Below are 17041 nucleotides of genomic sequence, written 5' to 3'. Positions count from 1 at the left end.
AGCTAATCGACCTCCTCTTGATTGCTGCTGGAGGCGTCGAACTGGCCCAAGACATCATGAACGATAAGGTCACAAGCATGGTCCCGGCCGATCTCGTCCACATCGATCCACCGGGCACGGCCATCCCTCTTGAGCCACGAGAGCTGACGCTTGGCGTAGTGGCGCGTGCGTCGCTTAATCTGGTCCCTTGCTTCCTCGAGCGTGCTCTCCCCCGCAAGGGCGGCGAGAAGCTCCTTGTAGCCGATCGCCTGGCCTGCAGTGTGAGATCGATTGAGGCCACACTCCCTCAGCCCACGAACCTCCTCCACAAGACCAGAGTCGAACATCTTGTCGACACGCGTGTCAATGCGTTCGTAGAGCCTCTCGCGTGGCATGGAGATAGCCCAGATGCGGGCATCGTAGTGAGGTTCTCGGCGCTTGAGGCCCTCGTTGTTCTTGGCATAGCTCACGCCTTCATCAAGCATCTCAAGTGCGCGCACGCAGCGGCGAACATTATTGGGATGAATGAGCGCAGCGCTCTTTGGGTCCCGCGCGGCAAGAAGGCGATGGAGCGCCTCCGGTCCCTGCTCAGCCGCTATTCGCTCATAGCTCTGCCGTCGTTCGTCGCCGATGACACCAGCGGGAAAGTCCATCTGATCAATAACCGCATCAAGATAGAGCCCAGTACCACCACAGAGCACAGGAACCACACCGCGCCCAAGGAGCCCATCAATGCAGGCGCGGGCATCCTTCTGAAATCGTTGGACCGAGTAGTCTTCGTCTACGTCTGCAACGTCCACCATGAGAAGGGGAACGCGCCTCTCGCCTCTTGGCGTCTTGGCGGTTCCCACATCCATCCCTCGATAGACCTGCATCGCGTCAACCGAGACAACAGAGGACCCCAGGCGTTCGGCAACAAGCTCGGCGAGCGAGCTCTTCCCAGATGCCGTGGGCCCGACGATGCAGACGACGCGTCGAGAAGCCATGGGCTCACTCACGTAAGGTCGCCCTCGACGGTGCCACGCAGGTACCAGGTACGCGCCTCTTTCACGCGGACGCGAGCAATCTTGCCAACGGCGTCCTGTGCACTAACTCCCTCGGGTAGCCGGAAGTGGACGGTACGGTTCTTCTCACTGTGACCCACCATCACAGAGTCGTCTCGCTTTGACGGACCCTCGACCAGCACGCCAACGAGCTGCCCCAGGTCCTCCTGGTTGGCATCGTGGGCCTGCTGGGCGACCTGCTCGGCAAGTCGGTCAAAGCGATCCTGGATGGCCTCGTGTGATGTGTTGTCAACCATCTTGGCGGCGGGGGTTCCAGGACGCGGCGAGTAGATGAACGTGAAGGCAGACGAGAAGCCAGCCTCATGCACGAGGGAGAGCGTTTCCTGGAAGTCTTCCTCGGTCTCGCCTGGGAAGCCAACGATGATGTCGGTGGAGAGCGCAATATCAGGGATTGCGGCGCGGAGACGCCCCACAAGCGCCAGATACTCGTCCCTTGTATAGCTACGGTTCATCGCCTTGAGCACGCGCGTGGAACCCGACTGCACCGCCAGGTGGAGATGCGGCATCACGGCAGGCACCTCCGCCATGGCAGCGATGGTCTCATCCGAGAGGTCCTTTGGATTGCTGGAGGTGAAACGGATGCGCTCGATGCCCGTCTCGCCCACCGCACGCAGCAGCTCGGCAAAGCGTGGCTCACCGTAAATGTTTCTGCCATAGGAGTTGACGTTTTGGCCAAGGAGGCAGATCTCCCGCACGCCATCGGCAACGAGCAAGCGGCACTCCGCCACAACGCTCTCGATGGTGCGGCTGCGCTCACGACCACGTACATACGGGACTATGCAGTAGGTGCAGAAGTTGTTGCAGCCGCTCATGATGGGCACCCAAGCATGGTAGCGCTCCGCACGGTGGCTGGGCAGATCGGTCGAGAAGCCCGTGCCAGGCTCTTCTGTGTCCACTTCGATGGCACCGGGCTGATCGCCAAAGGCCTCAGAGAGGAGTCTAGGGAGGCTTGCCAGGGCGCTTGTGCCAAATACCACATCGACGTTGGGAATGTGGGCTCGCAGCCGCTCTCCGTCACGCTGCGCGATGCAGCCACCAACAGCGACGACACGCCTTCCGGAAGGAGGCGTGGGAGCAGAGACCATGGCAGACGCCTGACCATAGAGGCGCTGGTCAGCATTCTCGCGGACGCAACACGTCATGTACACCACGATGTCAGCGTCATCGGGGCTTGCGACCTCAATGCACCCGCACGAGTCGAGAAGGCCTGAGACCCTCTCGGAGTCGTGCATGTTCATCTGGCAGCCGAAGGTCTTGATGCTGTACGTCTTGCCGACGAGCACCTGGGTGTCAGAAGATGCCATCTACGCGACCACTCCCCTGTCGTCCATAGCGTCTGCCGAGGTGCTTTGGGGCGTAAGCCTGTGGACGTAAACGGCAAAGCGGATTGCTGTGCGCTTCTCGCCCCCGATGTCGATGTCCGAGAACGTTGGCGCACAGGAGATGTCAACACCGGTAGGGATGAGAAACCCACGTGCGATGGCAAGCGCCTTCACGGCCTGGTTGACCGCACCAGCTCCGACGCACTGCATGTTGACGGGAACCCCGTCCTTAACCATGCCGGCAATTGCTCCGGCGACAGACGCCGGAGATGACTTGCTCGAGACCTTCAGAAAATCCATGCTGTTGATGCTCCAATGGTGCGGTGGTTATCGGTGTGGTGCGTTTGACTTCGCTGATGAGAGTTTATATAGCAACGATTGTAATGTCCCAGCTAGCTAATGCAAATGCAAAGTGAATCAAGCGTAGTGACAGATACGCGAATACGTCTAATCCGCCTCTTCAAGGTCAAAGGTCACGGTAATGCGACCCTTGCCAACCCTCACCTTTGGATTGTTGACGAGAGAAACGTAATACCGGTCTTCGATAAACGAGAAGTCCTTCGCAAGGACACGAGAGAACTCTTCTGCGTCAGGCTTTGAGAGCTTAAGGCCGCGACGGTCACGGTAAAGGTCAACCGGCTTGGGCCCCGTGGGGGCATCCGCCTTGCGGAGCATGCGCGAGGCGACGCTTCTCAGAGGGCGAATCTGCCCAGACACCACACGGTGCGCCGTGCGTTCGCTCATCTCAAGTCCAAGGCCCTGGCAGACCGAGAGGAGCTCCCTCGCATCCGCAGCTACCCGAAGTCGTTCAAGCACAGGCAGGGCTGTGAGGTCATCGATAAAGAGCAGATCTGAGCCGTCAACCGAAGGGGTGACGCGAGCGCGAGCAGTGGCGGCAATCTCTGCAGGAGAGCCAACATAGACCTCGCAGCTGCCATACTCCTCGAGCGCGAACTCGCAGCACGTACGCACAATGTTGTGAGGTCCCCGAGCGCAGGTGCGCCTTCCGTCTTCGTCTTCACCCAGCGCGGGCCACGTGGACTGATCGGCACGCTCGGCGAGCTTGGTGGCGTCAGTCACAACCGTGATAGACGCCCCTTTCCCCGGGGCAGACGAGGCAACACGGGCTGACTCAGCGTTCTCCCTTACCGAGTAGAGCGCCATGCCACGCCCATGGACACCCCAGCGATCAACGTGGACGCTTTCGAGCTTGGAGGTAACGCGTGCCTCGAAGATGTGCTCCTGCATGTCATCCGGAATGCCAGAGCCATCGTCGAGGATGGTGGTGGTACGAAGGTCCCCCTCACGAGACGTGGCAAGGTAGATGCGCTTTGCACCGGCATCCCTAGAGTTGCGTAGAAGCTCGATGACCATGTCCTCGACGCAGCGGATGTCGTGCTTTGCCTGGCGACGCTCCGCCTCCGCAACGCGGAGGCGGACATAGCCCTCGCCGAGGTTCTCCTCTACGCGGAGCGAGCGTTCGCCGCCCATGCGGGCGACGAAGTCGGCAAGGCCGGCCGCGCTGGAGTCCTGATTGCCTGCCACGGTGGTGCCTCTCGCCTACTTGGCGACGTCAACCGCGCGGGACTCGCGGATAACCACAACGCGCACCTGACCGGGGTATTCCATCTCGTCCTCGATCTGCTTGGCGATGTCGTGCGCGAGCACGGTTGCCTGGGCGTCGGAGATCTTCTCGGGCTCGACCATCACGTGGAGCTCGCGTCCTGCCTGCATGGCATAGGTACGCTCGACTCCCTCGTGGGCATTGGAAATCTCCTCAAGCTTCTCGAGGCGCTTGATGTAGGTCTCGGCTGACTCACGACGAGCACCGGGACGTGCGGCGGAGATGGCGTCTGCCGCCTGCACGAGGACATCGAGGACGGTATCTGGGTCGACGTCGGCATGGTGTGCCTCGATGGCATGAACGATCTCGGGGCGCTCTCCATAGCGACGGGCGAGGTCGGCGCCAATAACGGCATGCGGACCCTCGACCTCATGGTCGATTGCCTTGCCAATGTCATGGAGAAGCCCTGCGCGCTTAGCGGAGGCGGGGTCCATTCCCAGCTCTGAGGCCATGATGCCACAGAGCGCGGAGACCTGGATGGAGTGAGAGAGGACGTTCTGCCCAAAGGAGGTACGGTACTTGAGCGCACCCAGGGTCTTCACGATTTCGGGGTGGAGGTCATGGATGCCTGCGTCGAAGGCAGCCTGCTCGCCAGCCTCACGAACGCGCTCGTTGACAAGGTCCTCGGCCTTCTTATAGAGCTCCTCGATGCGCGCGGGGTGGATGCGCCCGTCGGCGATGAGGTTCTCGAGGGCCACGCGGGCCGTCTCGCGGCGGACGGGGTCAAAGCTCGAGAGGACTACGGTCTCTGGCGTGTCGTCAATGACAAGGGAGACGCCCGAGACCTGCTCGAAGGTGCGGATGTTCCTGCCTTCACGGCCGATGATGCGGCCCTTGAGGTCGTCGGAGGGGATGTGGACGGTGGTGACGGTTATCTCGCCCGCCTGGTCGGCAGCGCAGCGCTGGATTGCCGTAGAGATGATCTCTCGGGCGGTCTTGTCGGCCTTTGCGCGCACATTCTGCTCGGACTCGCGGAGAATCTGGGCCTCGTCGCGCACGCTCTCGGCGCGAACGCGAGCGATGAGCTCGTCGTGAGCCTCGTCCTTCGAGAGGCCGGCGATACGCTCGAGCTCGGTGGTCTGCTTGCCCTCGAGGGCATCGAGGTCGTTCTTGCGACGGTCGAGCTGGCTCTGAAGACCAGAGAGCTGACGTTCGCGCTTGTCAAGGGCGTCGTTGCGGCGGTCGAGGGACTCCTCGCGCTGCATGATGCGGCCCTCCATGGACTGCAGCTCGCCCTTGCGCTTCTTCTCCTCCGCCTCGGAGTTCTGCTTGAGCTGGAGAATCTCCTCCTTGGCTTCGAGCACCGCCTCCTTCTTGGCAGTGTCCGCTTGGCGGCGGGCCTCAGACGTGATGCGCTCTGCCTCGCCGCGCGCGCTCTCGATTTGCTCATTAGCAGACTTGAGCTTGGAGTTGCTCTTCCCGGCAAGGAAGAAGTACGCCAAACCAGCTCCCACCGCTAGGCAGATAATTCCTATAACAATTTCCATAGCCGCTCCTCAGATGACGAATTCACGAGATTGTTCAGGAGACCCCAACGCATAGCGCTGGGGAACCCGCCATCGGGGTATCCGGCCGCAGATGCCAAAAACATGACGTTCCATGATGCTGACACGGTGAAACAAATTCAATGCACAGCTGGTAAACCAGCGGAAGATACGCTCTCAGGCCTTTCAATCATATGTTCGCATTTGATACCTGTCAAACTGTTAGGGTACCGTCTGCGCTCAAACAAGCCCCGCTCCACGGAATATACGAGAGAAGCAAGAGGCGAGACGAACTGTGGAGAGAACGGGTATCGATTGCGGGCTCGCCGCAGAATGCAACGAGCCCGCAGAACGGTTAAATCTCCTCTTGGCGCTCATCTAGGACGCGTCTGGCTGTTCTAGTGGCAAGGCCCAAGGGAAATCCCCGCGTAGACAGGAAACGCACAATCTTCTCGTAGTCGTTTTTGCCAGTAAGGCGACGCCTGGAAGCAAGCTCGTAGGCCGTCTCCTCCTCAGACTCCTGTGTGAGGTAGAGCTCGGGCCAACCAGGAACATCACCAATGTCTATGCCGCGGCGCGAAAGCTCCCGCTCAATCCGAACCCTTCCCCAGCCCTGGGATAGCTTCGAGCGGATAAAGGCGTCGGCAAAGCGGGTGTTGTCCACAAGGCCGCATTCGACTGCCCTCTTGCAAGTGTGCTCGACGGTCTGAGGTGCATAACCATCCCTCAAGAGCCGCTCAGAGAGCTCGCCTTCGGAGTAGTCCCTTCGGTCGATGAGGGAGGCCGTCCGCTCCATGGCGCACTTGCGAGAGACCTCCCCCATCGAATACAACAGCTCGGCACGTGACGAGGGAAGAAGCTCTCGGCCTCTGGCCTTGGCGTCTAGCGAACGCGCCACCGCAACGGGGACGCTAATGTGCTCTTCCCCGTGCTTGGGCGTTCTAACCACGACCTCACCGCGAGGAGCGGCCTGCCCCAGGCCGCGTGATCCGCGCTGCGGCAGGTGGACCTCCCAGTCAAGAGCCGTCTTTGGCCACTCTCTCTTGGCGGAACGCGTCACTGCTGAACGTCCTCAGAGTCTGGAGCGGCACCGTCTACAGGCTCGCCCACACGCTCGTCCCCAAGGACAAGCCCACAGGCAACGCGCACCTTGTGGTCAATCTCCTCCATGAGGTCCGGATTGGAAGCAAGAAACGCCTTTGCCGCCTCGCGACCCTGGCCAAGGCGCTCTCCCTCGTAGGTGAACCAGGAGCCAGACTTGTCGACAATCTGATATTCAACCGCCATATCAAGCACCGAGCCCTCCTTGGAGATACCCGTGCCGTACATGATGTCGAACTCTGCCGACTTAAAGGGAGGGGCTACCTTGTTCTTGACAACCTTCACCCTTACGCGGTTACCAACAACCTCGCCGTTGACCTTGATGCTATCAACACGCCTGATGTCCATGCGCACCGACGAGAAGAACTTGAGTGCGCGGCCACCGGGGGTTGTTTCGGGGTTGCCGAACATGACGCCAATCTTCTCACGCAGCTGGTTGATGAAGATGCAGGTGGTGTTTGACTTGGAGAGGGAGCCTGCGAGCTTGCGGAGTGCCTGGCTCATGAGACGGGCCTGAAGGCCAACCGTAGTGTCTCCGATCTCACCCTCAATCTCGGCACGAGGAACAAGCGCGGCGACGGAGTCGATGACGACGACGTCAATGGCACCCGAGCGCACAAGCATGTCACAGATCTCCAAGGCCTGCTCGCCGGTATCTGGCTGCGAGATGAGAACTTCATCGATGTCTACGCCAATGCGCGCCGCGTATCCTGGGTCAAGCGCATGCTCTGCGTCGATGAACGCCACGACCCCACCCATGGCCTGGGCCTCTGCAAGAATCTCAAGCGAGAGCGTAGTCTTGCCCGATGACTCGGGACCGTAAATCTCGACGATGCGCCCACGCGGGACGCCCCCTATGCCAAGCGCGGCGTCAAGAGCCAGAGAACCAGTAGGAATGGCCTCGACCTCAAGGCTGGCGTTGTCATCGCCATAGCGCATGATGGCGCCCTTGCCGAACTTCTTCTCTATCTCCTGCGTGGTAACCTCGAGCGCCTTGTCGCGCTCCTCCGTAGTCTCGGGGTGGTTGACCTCTTTGACAGTACCCTTACTCCTGGCCATGCTTGCTCCTCATCTATTGGCTGCCACCGATGATATACGAACACCCGTTCGTAGTCAACATCGCTGGACATAGCTTACGAGGAAGGGCTTGCACCATTTTGACGCTGCACGGACAGGATTCTTTCACAGGGCAGTCACGTCTCTGACGTGCACAGATATCTACCTGCATAAACAGCATCGCCCAAGGACTGGCGCGTCTAGCAGAAACGCGTAGCGAGAAAGAAAAAAGTTAGCGCTTCTCGGCAGAATCTCTAACGCCCTGGATGAGAAGTTCAAGCGCACGCCTCACGGCACGCGCGCGCACCTCAGCGCGGTCCCCCTCAAAGAGGTTTGGGAACGTTTGCGTGGAGAAGGGCGTTGCCAAGCCCATCCACACGGTTCCAACGGGCTTGCCGGGCTCTTCGCCACCTGGTCCCGCTATACCGGTTACAGAGACGGCAACGTCGCACCCAAGCACGCGACGAGCCCCCTCTGCCATGGCTGCCGCGCATTCGCTTGAAACGGCACCAACGCCAGGGGCATCGAGAATGTCGTTCGAGACCCCCAGCACCTCGTGCTTGACGGGTATCGCATAGCTAACGACCCCACCACGTATGGCCTCGGAGGAGCCCGGAATGGCCGTGATAGCCGATGCCACCAGCCCACCGGTGCAGGACTCTGCCGTGCCAACTGTTATGCCAGATGCCCGGCACGCAGCGACAAGTGCCTCGCACGCATCGAGCGTCTCGCCGTCGAAAATCACGGAAGGTGCCATGGCTATCGCTCCCCCACTACGTATGACCATGCCTTTACGAAGTAGTCAATGCCCGACCAAGCCGTCAGTACAACCGCTGCGACCATAAGCACCTGCCCGAGCAGCTCAAAGGCGTCCGCTGCGCCACCTGTGGGAAGCGCCATGGCAAGGAGCAGCGCGGAGATGGCAACCATCGTAACCGCGGTCTTTCCCTTGCCCAGAGGAGAGGCCGCGATGACGGTGCCGGACGAGGCCACAACCATGCGCAGCCCAGAAACGAGGAACTCGCGCGCAACGATAACGAGCAGAACCCACGAGGAGACCTCTCCCCGCTCGAGGAGAAAGCAGAGGGCAACCACAACGACGAGCTTGTCAGCTATGGGATCAAGGAACTTGCCAAAGGTCGTGACCTCGTTCCTGCTGCGCGCAAGGTAGCCATCGAGCTTGTCGGTGAGCGAAAGCGCCACAAAGAAGAGAAAGACGCCAAGCGACCACCCGGAACCCACGCCAGCAGCAGGAGACATCTCGGCGACGAGAAGCCACAGGGGGACAGCGGCCACGCGGATGCAGGTCACAACGTTAGCTGGGGTCCAGATGGATGGCGCGTCCCCCTTGGAGGTTGCGGCGCTCATCGCACGCCCTCCTTGCCATCAACAACCTCACCGACAAGGTCGTACGTGAAGGAGTCGACAAGGTCGCAGGTCACAATGTCGCCAACGGAGAGCTCGCCACTCGCGATATGAACGACGCCGTCAGAGTCCGGAGCTTGGAACCAGGCATGGCCGATAAACTCGGCACCATCGGGTCCGTCCTCAATGCCATCAACGATGACGCGCACACGCTCCCCAACGTGCCTTTCGGCAGCGGCAAAGCCAAGCTGCTCAGTGAGGTCGATGAGGCGCTGCGTGCGCTCGAGTTTGACCTCGTCGGGAACCTGGTTGGGCATGGTTGCAGCACGCGTGCCATCCTCGGGGGAGTACGTGAAGACGGAGCAGTAGTCGAACTCCTCGTCCTGGAGGAAGTCGAGCAGCTCCTGAGCCTCCTCGTCCGTCTCGCCGGGAAAGCCCGCCATGGCCGTCGTGCGAAGGACCATGCCGGGAATCTCCTTACGCAGGTGCGCAAAGAGAGCAGAGAACTCCTCTGCCGAACCCTTGCGGCCCATGCGCTCGAGCACAGTGGCCGAACAGTGCTGAATGGGGATGTCGATGTAGGGCAGCACCTCGGGGACGTCGCGAATCGTGGAGATGAGCTCCTCAGTCATGCCCTCGGGCTGCAGGTACAGCACGCGTACCCAGCCACCGTAGGGACGCACGACCTCGGCAACCTGGCGAAGGAGCGATGCCAGGGTGCGCGGCTCGGCGAAGTCAGAGCCCCAGATGCCGGTGTCCTGCCCAATGAGCACGACCTCACGCACGCCGCCCTCCATGAGGGAGTGGACCTCCTCACAGATCTCCTTTGCATCACGTGAGTGGTAGCGCCCGCGAATGTACGGGATGGCGCAGAACGCGCAGAACCTATCGCAGCCCTCGGAAATCTTCACGTAGGCGCTGGCACCGTCCACGGTGCGCAGCACGCCCTGGGGGACGCCTGGCGCAACGTCGCGCTCGAGCCCCAGCACGCTATCAACGACGTCCACGATCCCGTCCTCGTCGTCGGCATTCACGAAGGCGGATACCTCGGGAAGCTCCTCCGCGAGGGGGGCACCGTAACGGGATGGCACGCAGCCACACATGACGATGGGAAGCGCATGCCCTTCCCCCTCCTCCTGCTGTGCAAGCTCGAGGGTGGTATCGAGCGACTCTTGCGTAGCAGAGACGAGAAAGGAGCAGGTGTTGATAAGTGCAATATCTGCCTTGTCCGGATCGTCCGTCTCGTCGTATCCGGCACCAAGGAGAAGGGCGCGCATGCGGTCAGTGTCGACCTCGTTCTTGGCGCACCCGCGGGTAATGAAGAGAATGCTGGGCATGTATTGACCTTATCGATAGTTGACGTACTGGAGGGGCTGGCCGTAGTCGTTGTCGCGAAGCAGGGCGATGACCTGCTGCAGCGCGTCCTTGGAAGGAGAGCTCACACGAAGCTTGTCGCCCTCGATTGCGGCCTTTGCCTTGATCTTGGAGTCACGGATGTCCTTGGAGATCTTCTTTGCCAGATCCGCATCGATGCCTTGCACGAGGTGGCCCTGCTGCCTAACGCTCATGCCGGAGGCCGCCTGGGGCTTGTCCCAGCGCAGCGCCGTGAGGTCTACTCCACGCTTCACGAGCTTGGAGCCGAGAATATCGCGCACCTGGCCAGCAACAAAGTCAGACGGAGCTTCAACCGTAAACGTACCCTCGCCCTTAGCGAGCGTGAGCGATGCCCCGGTTCCCTTGAGGTCGTAGCGCTGCGAGATCTCACGGGTAGCCTGCTGGTAGGCGTTGTCGACCTCCTGCATGTCAACGACAGAGACGACGTCGAAGCTCGAATCCTTGGCCATGCCATATCCTCCCCCGTTCGCTGCGCAACCATTCTGCCCGCAGCAAACGATTGTCGTAACCATGGGCCCGCATGAGGCCCATTGCCCTAGTTGCTCGTGGAAGTACTCGTAGTGCCAGACGTCTTGGATGACGTCGAGGTGGTGCCCCCAGACGTCCGCGAGCCTGACGTGCTCGTGCTGCCTGTGGAGCTTGTAGTGCTCGTGCTGCTCGATGAGTCGCCGGTGGTGCCCGTCGTGGAGTCCTTGGTACTGCCGTCGATTGTGGCGGCAGGCGTTCCTTGAATGGTGAGAGAGCCAATGCCGGACGCCTTAGAGTCAAAGCTCTTCTGCGTGCCATTCTCGGTGACAGTGACTGCCCCAGGATTGCCAGCTCGGATGGTAATCGAATCCGTGACAGTGTAGGTTTGCTCCCATGGCCCCGTAACGGTACTTGCGACCTCGCTGGTGCCATCGTTTGTGATCTCGAGCCACGAGGTCTCCCCGCTGGCAACGGAGACCGTGACATCCGTCTCGGTTGTCGTGGTGGAATCGCTTGCGGTGGTGTCAGAGCTCGCCGTCCCCTGGGTGGTCGTCGTAGTGGTTGGCGTTGACGAGGTGTCCGTGGACGTCGAATTGGTCGAGCTGGAGTCCGTGGACGTGGTGCTCACGGGAACTGTCGTCTTGTTCTCCTGAGACGTTGACCGGTTGCTCACGCACGAGCGCACTGAGAAGACCAAGATGAGGGTGAGCGCCAGCGCAAGAGCGCAGATCACGAGGAGCGTCGTGCGGCGGTTGTCCTGAGATGCACATCCACGGGCGCGCCCGGAGAGGCGACCGCGCTGGTCATCGCGGCGACGTACCTTGGGCCTGTCAACGCTGGCGATGTTTCTCGACGAGCGTCTGCCGGAGATGGTCGACGCGCGATCATAGGGCCTGGCCCCGTCGTCGTAGCGAAGGTCGTCGGTGTACTCGCCGGCGCGCACGCTCCTCGTGCTTACGCTGTCTCGCTCGTAGAGGCGCTGGGCTCGGGACGTATCGCGACGGTAAGCCCGCGCGGTCTCGCGCCTCTCCTCCACGCCGTTTTGCCCCTCGCGCAAGAGGCGGTTCGCCGGATCGTCGACGCGGCGCCTTTGCTGGGCGTACCTGCCACGCTGGCGCGAGGCGTAACGGTCCCTGTCGCGCTCGCGGCTGTCGTCGCGCTCGCGCTCGGACGTGGAGTTGTACGGCCTGCCGTAGACGTACTCGGCATGAGAGTAGGACGGTGACTGGCTACGGGAGCCAGCGGGGTAGCTCGAGCCAGCGAGCGGCACCGAGGATGGCGTGCGGGGCCTGGGCCCAGAGGTAGTGGCAAAGGCACCCATGTCACCCGCGGGTCCGCCGGAGGTGGGAAGCAGCCCTCGATACTGCACATATGCCTTGGGCCGCGACTCGGCCTCGTTGACTACGTCGTAGCCCTGGACTCCGCGACCAGACTGCGTGTCGCGCGTGCGACGGCGCAGCTCGTGCGAGGAGGTGCCATGCACGTGCTCGTAGAGTTCCTCCTGGAAGAGGTCAACAATCTCACGGGGATTGAGGCCCAGGTAGCGGGCATACGACGAAAGCATGCCCTGGGCATAGCCGCTTTGGGGGATGTTCTCAAAGTCACCCTCTTCGAAGGCAATGAGGACCTGCTCCTTGAGCTTTAGGACCTGAGAGGCCTGGCCCACCGTGAGTCCAAGTTGGCGACGGCGGTCAAGCAGCATCTCGCTGAAGCGCGGACGCGACGGCATGGTGGGCTACACCTCCTCAAAATCCTGCTCGGCGGCCTTAAGGTCCTCGAGGCCCTCCTTGTCGAGAAGCACCTCGCGCGGCTTCGAACCGTTTGCGGGCCCCACGACGCCCTTGTTCTCGAGCATGTCCATGATTCTCCCCGCCCTAGCGTACCCCACCGAGAGCGCTCGCTGAAGGCTGGAGGTGGAACCAAGCTGAGAGTTCACAACGATATCGGCAGCCTCCCAGAGAAGGGGGTCATCCGCCGGAGCAGAAGCCTCGCTGGGGCCGCCGGGTGACATGGGCGAGACGGCAGTGAGAATATCGTCGTGGTAGTCGGTGTCGTGGTGCTCCTTGATGAAGTTAACCACGCGCTCGACCTCCTCCTCCGAGACAAAGCAGCCCTGGGCACGGCGCGGGCGCTTGCCGCGAAGCTTGTAGAGCATGTCGCCGTGGCCAAGGAGGCGCTCGGCACCCGTCTGGTCGAGGATGATGCGAGAGTTCATGCCATTGTCGACCGAAAGCGCCACGCGGTTGTCGATGTTTGCCTTGATGAGGCCCGTCACGACGTCTGCCGAGGGGCGCTGCGTGGCAACGATGAGGTGTATGCCGGCAGCGCGCCCCAGTTGGGCGATGCGCACAATCGAGGCCTCGACGTCCTTGCCGGCAACCATCATGAGGTCAGAGAGCTCGTCGATCACGATGACGAAATACGGCATGTGCTTTGGAGGGTTCTCCATGTCGGCGTACTTGTCACCGTCAACGTCGCGGTTGTAGGACTTGATGTCGCGGACCTTGTAGTGCTCGAAGACCTTGAGGCGGCGCTCCATCTCGGTGACGCCCCAGGAGAGGGCGCTTGCTGCCTTGTTTGGCTCGGTCACCACAGGCACGTAGAGGTGGGGCAGGCCGGCATAGTAGGTGAACTCGACGCGCTTGGGGTCCACCATGATGAGACGGACCTCCTCGGGTGTTGCGCGCATGAGGATGGTCATGACGATGCTGTTGAGCAGCACAGACTTGCCGGAGCCCGTGGTTCCTGCAACCAGAAGGTGCGGCAGGCCGGCAATGTCCACCACAACGGGGTTGCCCTCGGAGTCGCGGCCAAACGCAGCCTCGAGCGGGCCACCCTTGACGTAGGGCAGCACGTCTCCAAGATAGACAGGCTGCGTTGTCTTGTTGGGAATCTCAATGCCCACGAGCGAGGTGCCCGGGATGGGTGCGAAGATGCGCACCGAGCGGGAGGCAAGCGAGAGCGCAATGTCATCCTGGAGGTTGGTAATCTTGCTTACGCGCTCGCCCTCGCCCATCTCGATCTTGAACGTGGTGACCGAGGGACCGGCAACCCAACCGACCACGCGCGAGGTGAGGCCGAACTCCTCAAGCGTGCCCTGGAGCTTGGCCGCAACGGAGGAGAGCTCCTCGTCGGACTCGGCGCTCACGCCGGAGTTGGGGTTCACCTTGAGCATGTCTGCGGGCGGAAGCTCCTTGCCATCTTCGGCAACGGCAGGCTCGGGCGCCTGCGCGCGCTTGGATGCGACATTGCCGCCAGCCAGAAACGCTGGGGTTGTTCCCTTCTCCTTAGGCGCACGAGAAGCGCGCGCCTTTGGGGCCTTCTCGGGGATGTCGAGGAGGGTCGTGGGAGCAGCGTCAAGAAGCGTCGTGGCACCGCTGTCCAGCTCCCCCGCCTCGGTTGCCGCGGCGTCAGGCTTCTTGGAGCGTCCACGCCGAAGAACGCTGGTCTTGCGCGCGCCAATGAAGGACGTCTCACCCTCGCCCGTCTCGTCAAAGAGCGAGCCCTGCGTTCGCGCTGCGGGGACAGCTGCCTGCGGTGCCGCCGGCTCTACCTCGCGGGCAGCCTCACGCTCGGCCGCGCGCTCCTCGCGGGCAATGCGGCGGCTCTCGGACGCCTCCTGGGCACGCAGGTGAATCCTGGCAACAGCACCAGAGATCGAGAATCCGCAGACCACGGCACCGGCAATGATGACGCCAACGAGAATGACGTTGCCAACGATGAGGCCCACAAGACGCACGAGCACATAGGCAATGCCGCCGCCCACATAGCCGCCGGCGGACTCAAGCGTGTACTCCGCCAGTGCAATCTGGGGATTATCCGCAACGCCAGGATGATTGAGGGAGAGCATCGCCAAGATGGCAAGAACAATGAGCACAAGGCCAGCCGCCACACGACCGGAGATGGGGCCGTCCTCGTCCATGAAGAACGTGCACGCAAAGATGAAGAGGGCTATGGGGGCAAGAATCGCACCGGTGCCAAAGAGCAGCGTAAGCGCATGGCCAACCATGCTCGTCACGATGGCCGAGGTTGGTGCAACCAGCGAAACGAACATGGCAACGGCAACAACGGCCAAGACCACGCCGAGGATGTCGTTCTGCGTGGATGAGAGACCCTGCGCGGCCTTGTCGGCGGCACGGCCGCGCGATGCCTGGCGTGCGCCGGCACCCCGCGACTTTGACCCCTTCTTTGCTGCCTTGCCTGCTGCGTTTGATCTGCGATTCGAGGGCATGTGCCTAGACCTCCATCACGACCGGTATCACCATCGGTCGCGTGTGCGTCTTGCTCCAAAGGAAATTAGAGAGCGAGTTTCTCACTCCCTTGCGAACGGTGTCAATGCTCGCGCCGTTACCCTTCTCAAGACGCTCGACCTGCGATCGCACAAGGTCACGGGCATCGCCCATGAGTACCTCGTCCGTGGCAAAGGAGACACCGCGCCCAGAGAGGTCGATGGTGTCGACGGAGTGGTTCCTCGAGCGGATAGCAACAACGCACGTGATGACACCATCCTGTGCGAGGCGCTGGCGATCGCGAAGTACAACTGGGTTGGCATCGGTTATGGAAAGACCATCGACGTAGACCACGCCGGAGTCGACGGAGGGACCGCGACGTGCCTTGCCGTGACGCACCTCGAGGGAATCGCCGTTGTCGAGAATGAAGATGTTCCTCTCGGGAATGCCAACCTGCTGGGCAAGCTTGGCGTGCGCACGCAAGTGCTGGGCCTCGCCGTGGACCGGCATGAAGTTGCGAGGCTTCACCATGGCGAGCATGAGCTTGAGCTCCTCCTGGGAGCCGTGCCCAGAGACGTGGACAAGGGCCTGGCTCTTGTCGTAGATGTCGCAGCCCAGCTTGGAAAGCGAGTTGATGATGGCCTGAACGCTCTTCTCGTTGCCAGGAATGGGGTTGGCGGAGATGATGACCGTGTCGCCCTCGTGGATGGAGAGGCTCTTGTGCTCGCCGTTGGCCATGCGGGCAAGTGCCGAGAGTGGCTCGCCCTGGCTGCCGGTGCAGAGGACCACGATCTGCTCGTCCGGAAGCTTCTCGAGGTCGTAGGCATCGATGATGTTCTCGTCCGCAATGCGCAGGTAGCCAAGCTCGCGAGCAACCTTGGTGTTGGTGACCATCGAGCGGCCCGTCACGACGACCTTGCGGCCAACCGCCACGGAGGCATCGCAGATCTGCTGCAGACGGTGGATGTGGCTGGAGAACGAGGCGACAAAGACGCGGCCGGGTGCGTTCTTGATGATGTGACGCAGCGCCGGTCCCACGGCCGCCTCGGAAGGGGTGAAGCCAGGACGCGTTGCATTAGTGGAATCGGAGAGCAGGACGTCAATGCCCTCGGCAGCAAAGCGGTTGATGGCGGCATAGTTGGGTCGCACGCCGTCGATGGGCGTCTGGTCAAGCTTGAAGTCTCCGGTGTGCATCACATTGCCAGCAGGCGTGTTCATGAAGACGCCAAACGCGGCTGGGATGGAGTGCGTCATGGCAAAGAACGTGATGTTGAAGGCGCCAAGCGTGATGGTAGAGCCGTCCTGGACCTCGCGGAACTTGGGGCTCTTGATGTTGTGCTCGGCGAGCTTGCCCTCGATGATGCCAAGTGTGAGCTTGCTGGAGTAGATAGGCACCTTGTGCGTGAGATCCTGCAGCAAGTACGGAAGCGCACCCGTGTGGTCCTCGTGGCCGTGGGTAATGATGATGCCGCGCAGCTTGTCCTCGTTCTCCAGGACGTAAGTATAGTCAGGGAGTATGAGGTCGATGCCTGGCTGCTCGTCATCGGGGAACATGAGGCCGGCGTCAATCATGACCATGTCGTTTCCGTACTCGAAAACGGTCATGTTCTTGCCGATCCCGTCAAGACCACCAAGCGGGATGATCTTGAGGGCGGTATCTTTCTTTGGCATTGCTGGAGGGATCCTTTCCTCGTGGTCTATACGTGCGGCTTGCGCCGTTATCTAGTGAGCGGTCCTGGTGGCCGAATACCACCAGCCGCAACAGCTACGAATTTGTGAGCCAATGCGGGAAGAAGGCGCATTGGCACTCTAGCCTACCTATTGTAACCAAGACGATGAAGGCGTGACGAGGCTCCACGATGATTGCGGAGTGAGACAAGTGGACTGCCGACAACAGTCCAGCGCGTGGTGTCACACCCTACAGGCGCTCACCGCGTCTATGGGGCAAAAATTG

13 protein-coding genes and 1 pseudogene are annotated in these 17041 nt (G+C 61.5%); all 14 read right to left on the bottom strand.

Annotated elements, in window-relative coordinates; genetic code table 11:
- Positions 1-2 precede the first annotated feature (2 nt).
- Positions 3-965: a tRNA (adenosine(37)-N6)-dimethylallyltransferase MiaA gene (gene miaA, locus BT122_RS03650; protein WP_072354868.1), complete on the bottom strand. Its 963-nt coding sequence runs from the start codon at positions 963-965 to the stop codon at positions 3-5.
- Positions 966-973: 8 nt separating this feature from the next.
- Complete coding sequence (miaB, locus tag BT122_RS03645; RefSeq protein ID WP_072354650.1) at positions 974-2347, bottom strand: tRNA (N6-isopentenyl adenosine(37)-C2)-methylthiotransferase MiaB; 1374 nt, start codon at positions 2345-2347, stop codon at positions 974-976.
- Positions 2348-2665, bottom strand: a complete 318-nt coding sequence (locus BT122_RS03640) for a stage V sporulation protein S (protein ID WP_059054250.1) — start codon at positions 2663-2665, stop codon at positions 2348-2350.
- A gap of 147 nt (positions 2666-2812) precedes the next feature.
- On the bottom strand, positions 2813-3856 hold the full coding sequence (locus BT122_RS03635) for an ATP-binding protein (protein ID WP_072354866.1): 1044 nt from the start codon (positions 3854-3856) through the stop codon (positions 2813-2815).
- 69 nt (positions 3857-3925) lie between these two features.
- Entirely contained in the window at positions 3926-5476 is a 1551-nt protein-coding gene (gene rny / locus BT122_RS03630; protein WP_059054248.1) for a ribonuclease Y, read from the bottom strand.
- Between the two features lie 352 nt (positions 5477-5828).
- Complete coding sequence (locus BT122_RS03625) at positions 5829-6533, bottom strand: regulatory protein RecX (protein ID WP_072354649.1); 705 nt, start codon at positions 6531-6533, stop codon at positions 5829-5831.
- A complete protein-coding gene (gene recA / locus BT122_RS03620; protein ID WP_059054244.1) occupies positions 6530-7633 on the bottom strand; it encodes a recombinase RecA in 1104 nt (367 codons plus the stop codon). Before recA ends, BT122_RS03625 begins: the two co-directional genes overlap by 4 nt.
- Before the next feature lie 229 nt (positions 7634-7862).
- Positions 7863-8387 (bottom strand): CinA family protein, encoded by a 525-nt coding sequence (locus BT122_RS03615; RefSeq protein ID WP_072354648.1) that lies wholly within the window; start codon positions 8385-8387, stop codon positions 7863-7865.
- Positions 8388-8389: 2 nt separating this feature from the next.
- Positions 8390-8998 (bottom strand): CDP-diacylglycerol--glycerol-3-phosphate 3-phosphatidyltransferase, encoded by a 609-nt coding sequence (pgsA, locus tag BT122_RS03610; RefSeq protein WP_072354647.1) that lies wholly within the window; start codon positions 8996-8998, stop codon positions 8390-8392.
- Positions 8995-10349, bottom strand: a pseudogene (gene rimO, locus BT122_RS03605) (30S ribosomal protein S12 methylthiotransferase RimO). The gene pgsA and the pseudogene rimO overlap by 4 nt, the downstream one beginning before the upstream one ends.
- Positions 10342-10839 carry a YajQ family cyclic di-GMP-binding protein gene (locus tag BT122_RS03600; protein WP_072354645.1) on the bottom strand — a complete coding sequence of 166 codons (498 nt, stop codon included), beginning with the start codon at positions 10837-10839 and terminating at the stop codon, positions 10342-10344. Before BT122_RS03600 ends, rimO begins: the two are co-directional and overlap by 8 nt.
- A gap of 86 nt (positions 10840-10925) precedes the next feature.
- Complete coding sequence (locus BT122_RS03595; protein ID WP_072354644.1) at positions 10926-12587, bottom strand: RodZ domain-containing protein; 1662 nt, start codon at positions 12585-12587, stop codon at positions 10926-10928.
- A gap of 6 nt (positions 12588-12593) precedes the next feature.
- Positions 12594-15089, bottom strand: coding sequence for an FtsK/SpoIIIE family DNA translocase (locus BT122_RS03590; protein WP_072354643.1), 2496 nt, complete (start codon positions 15087-15089; stop codon positions 12594-12596).
- A 4-nt stretch (positions 15090-15093) separates the two neighbouring features.
- The gene (locus tag BT122_RS03585) at positions 15094-16758 is read right to left on the bottom strand and encodes a ribonuclease J (protein ID WP_072354642.1); all 1665 of its coding nucleotides are present in this window, start codon (positions 16756-16758) and stop codon (positions 15094-15096) included.
- Between the last annotated feature and the right edge of the window lie 283 nt (positions 16759-17041).

The organism is Olsenella sp. kh2p3 (assembly GCA_900119625.1).
In the GTDB taxonomy this organism is placed as follows: domain Bacteria; phylum Actinomycetota; class Coriobacteriia; order Coriobacteriales; family Atopobiaceae; genus Tractidigestivibacter.
The sequence above is the reverse complement of the archived record's forward strand: the minus strand, read 5'-3'. Positions and strand labels throughout refer to the sequence as shown.

Bases quoted from the DNA above. Each gene is read 5' to 3' on its own strand.
- miaA (WP_072354868.1), bottom strand. From the start codon at position 965: ATGGCTTCTCGACGCGTCGTCTGCATCGTCGGGCCCACGGCATCTGGG.
- miaB (WP_072354650.1), bottom strand. From the start codon at position 2,347: ATGGCATCTTCTGACACCCAGGTGCTCGTCGGCAAGACGTACAGCATC.
- BT122_RS03640 (WP_059054250.1), bottom strand. From the start codon at position 2,665: ATGGATTTTCTGAAGGTCTCGAGCAAGTCATCTCCGGCGTCTGTCGCC.
- BT122_RS03635 (WP_072354866.1), bottom strand. From the start codon at position 3,856: ATGGGCGGCGAACGCTCGCTCCGCGTAGAGGAGAACCTCGGCGAGGGC.
- rny (WP_059054248.1), bottom strand. From the start codon at position 5,476: ATGGAAATTGTTATAGGAATTATCTGCCTAGCGGTGGGAGCTGGTTTG.
- recA (WP_059054244.1), bottom strand. From the start codon at position 7,633: ATGGCCAGGAGTAAGGGTACTGTCAAAGAGGTCAACCACCCCGAGACT.
- BT122_RS03615 (WP_072354648.1), bottom strand. From the start codon at position 8,387: ATGGCACCTTCCGTGATTTTCGACGGCGAGACGCTCGATGCGTGCGAG.
- pgsA (WP_072354647.1), bottom strand. From the start codon at position 8,998: ATGAGCGCCGCAACCTCCAAGGGGGACGCGCCATCCATCTGGACCCCA.
- BT122_RS03600 (WP_072354645.1), bottom strand. From the start codon at position 10,839: ATGGCCAAGGATTCGAGCTTCGACGTCGTCTCTGTCGTTGACATGCAG.
- BT122_RS03595 (WP_072354644.1), bottom strand. From the start codon at position 12,587: ATGCCGTCGCGTCCGCGCTTCAGCGAGATGCTGCTTGACCGCCGTCGC.
- BT122_RS03590 (WP_072354643.1), bottom strand. From the start codon at position 15,089: ATGCCCTCGAATCGCAGATCAAACGCAGCAGGCAAGGCAGCAAAGAAG.
- BT122_RS03585 (WP_072354642.1), bottom strand. From the start codon at position 16,758: ATGCCAAAGAAAGATACCGCCCTCAAGATCATCCCGCTTGGTGGTCTT.